Origin of the sequence: Aeromonas sp. QDB68 (genome assembly GCF_027707405.1) — a bacterium.
GTDB classification, from domain to species: domain Bacteria; phylum Pseudomonadota; class Gammaproteobacteria; order Enterobacterales; family Aeromonadaceae; genus Aeromonas; species Aeromonas caviae.
On the sequence record NZ_JAPCIQ010000181.1, the window covers coordinates 1 to 2,621 of the forward strand.

The window sequence follows — 2,621 nt, forward strand, 5'->3', positions numbered from 1 at the left end:
GGCAGCCTGTCAAGGTATTCGAAGAGTACCGTCAGGCGGCATAGGCGAGTGTCGCACTTCGAAGTTGAATTCGCGATCTATGGAGGCAGGGGTTACTCCTTCCTGTGGACTGGTGCTTATTGAAAAACGGACTCAGGTTTTAATTCTGTATCCCATCGTCCTATACCCCCGCTGCCGTTTGTCCCACATTCGCAGCAATGCAGGATGACCGGTATCCACGAAGTCGAAAATTTGCACATCGGTCTTGCCTGCATGTTCCCGATGCAGACGCCCAGCATATTGCTGTAGCGTCCCTTTCCATGAAACCGGCATCGCCAGGATCAGCGTATCGAGGGGTGGGTGATCAAAGCCTTCACCGACCAATTTACCTGTCGCCAACAAGATCCTCGGCGCATCGGATGGCAACGCATCCAAGTCGGCGATCAGCGTTGACCGCTGTTTCTTGGACATTCTACCGTGCAGCACAAACGGCGGAAGCGTCAGATTTTCGAGGGCAGATTTGATTGCATCAAGGTGCTCGGTGCGTTCCGTCAGAACCAGTACCTTCCGGCCCTCCTCATAGGCATCGCGCACCTGGGCTGCGATGGCTTCAGTTCGGGCCGTATCATTGGCCAGATGTCTAAAGACGTCTTGGATGCCCGCCTCGGCAGGCAGTTCAATGTGGGGAGACCATGAGCAGGGCACTACCTCCAGGTTATGAGGGGCATTGACCGGTTTTTCCGCTGTGTATCTGATGGGGCCACACTGCATGAAGATAATCGGTTGCAAGCCGTCACGACGGATAGGGGTGGCGGTCAGGCCGAGTACGAATTTCGCTTTGGTTCGCTTCAATACGGCATCAAAAGACGCTGCGCCAATATGGTGGCATTCGTCCACGATCACCTGACCATAGTTCTCTACCAGCGGATTGACTTCACCTTGACGAGAGATGGACTGCATTACTGCGATATCGATCTTCCCGGTTGGCTTAGCCTTGCCACCACCAATGGTGCCGACCAACCCCTTACTGTTCTCCAGGAATGCCTGCAAGCGGTCTTGCCACTGCTTAAGCAACTCGGTGCGATGCACTAGCACCAGAGTGCTAACGCCTCGGCGTGCGATCATTGTGGCAGCGGTGACAGTTTTACCAAAAGCAGTCGGAGCGCATAGCACACCGACATCGTGGGACAGCATCGCTGCGACGGCATTTTCTTGATCCCGCCGCAAGGTGCCGATGAAGGCGGTTTCTATGGGTTCACCGGCAATGCGCTCGTCGCACAGATGGCAACCGATGCCGTTTTCCCGGAGCAGATCCATTGCCGCATCAAGGCAGCCACGAGGTAAGGCGATGTGCTGCGGAAAGTTCTCCGCATTGCCGATGACACGGGGTTTATTCCATACCGACATTCGCATGGCCTGTGCCTTGTAGAACTCAGGGTTCTGGAACGCGGCTAGCCGGATAAGGCGATTGGCCAACGCCTGCGGTAACTGCGCTTTCTCAAAATAGATCAAGTTGGCCACTGTCACGTTCAGCAAGGTAGGCATCGGCCCGGACAGTTTCTTGGTCGCGGTATTCTCCCGCTTCCAGGGGGTGAGCAGGTCTTCGTCATCAATAAAGGTCACGTCGAGTGGGTGAACATTACCGGTGGCTTGCAGGATGGTGGGCTCAATGTCGTGTGGGGGCATCAACTGGATGGAGTCAAGAAATGCCCATTGGTCAGGGTAGGGGGCCAGTTTGGCATCGACGAAAACACTGAAATCTTTCTCCCTCGGCCCCTTTTGCAACGGTAAGGCGATCAGATTTCCGAAGCCTCCCTTGGGCATGGAATCCTGATTAGGAAACAATCGATCATAGGAGCCCAGCTTCAGTTGTCGACTGCGAGCACAAGTGTGGCTGATGATGGCTGAGCCCAGGCGTCTGGCATCGCGTGCCGATACACGGCTGACAAAAAACACCCAAACATGGGCACCTTTGCCCGAGCGTGAGATTTCCAGTGCGGCCGGAATTTCCAACTCTGCACACGACAGCATGATTGCACGCGCATCTTCGCGCCAATCGGCTTCATCGAGATCCATGGCCAAAAAATAGCAGCTGTCATCTTCCAACAATGGATAGACACCGACGGTGTGCTTACCGGCCAGGTGATCGTAGATCACGGTATCGGAGACTGGGATCAGCAGGCGCTGAGTGCAGTCACCACACTTAATTTTGGGCTTCTCACAGACCCCCGCTCGCCATTCGTTGGCGCAGGCCGGGGCATAACCGGATTTGCCGGTTGTCCTGCTTTCCCAGCGTATAGGGTAAACATCAGTGCGTCCACGAAAAAGACCACGAAACATCGCAACCTTTTGAGCGGTGGAAAAGAGTGTGGCGCCTGGCTTTTGTACCACAGGAGCGGCGGGATTCGGCAGTCGCCACTCGATGCCGTGTTTTTCCAGTAGTGCAATCAAGCGCACATTTTCGGCTTTGAGGGTACTGACCTCATCATTCGTCATTCGCGAATCCCTTACTTCCAAACCGACCTGCGATAAGAATGTTGCCCTGCCATCAAGCTATGTGCCAATCAGGGCGGGAGCACACTTTGTTGATATTTTAACCAAAGAATAACTGAGCCCGATAGTCGTCATTCCAGCCGGCTCTT

At 54.6% G+C, this 2,621-nt stretch carries 1 protein-coding gene; it reads right to left on the reverse strand.

Annotation, left to right across the window (positions count from 1 at the left end; genetic code table 11):
- Positions 1-132 precede the first annotated feature (132 nt).
- Positions 133-2,475 (reverse strand): TOTE conflict system archaeo-eukaryotic primase domain-containing protein, encoded by a 2,343-nt coding sequence (locus PG892_RS21980; RefSeq protein ID WP_270825871.1) that lies wholly within the window; start codon positions 2,473-2,475, stop codon positions 133-135.
- Positions 2,476-2,621: the final 146 nt, after the last annotated feature.

What these genes read in the sequence shown, in the direction of transcription:
- PG892_RS21980 (WP_270825871.1), bottom strand. Translation starts at nt 2,475, where the DNA reads ATGACGAATGATGAGGTCAGTACCCTCAAAGCCGAAAATGTGCGCTTG.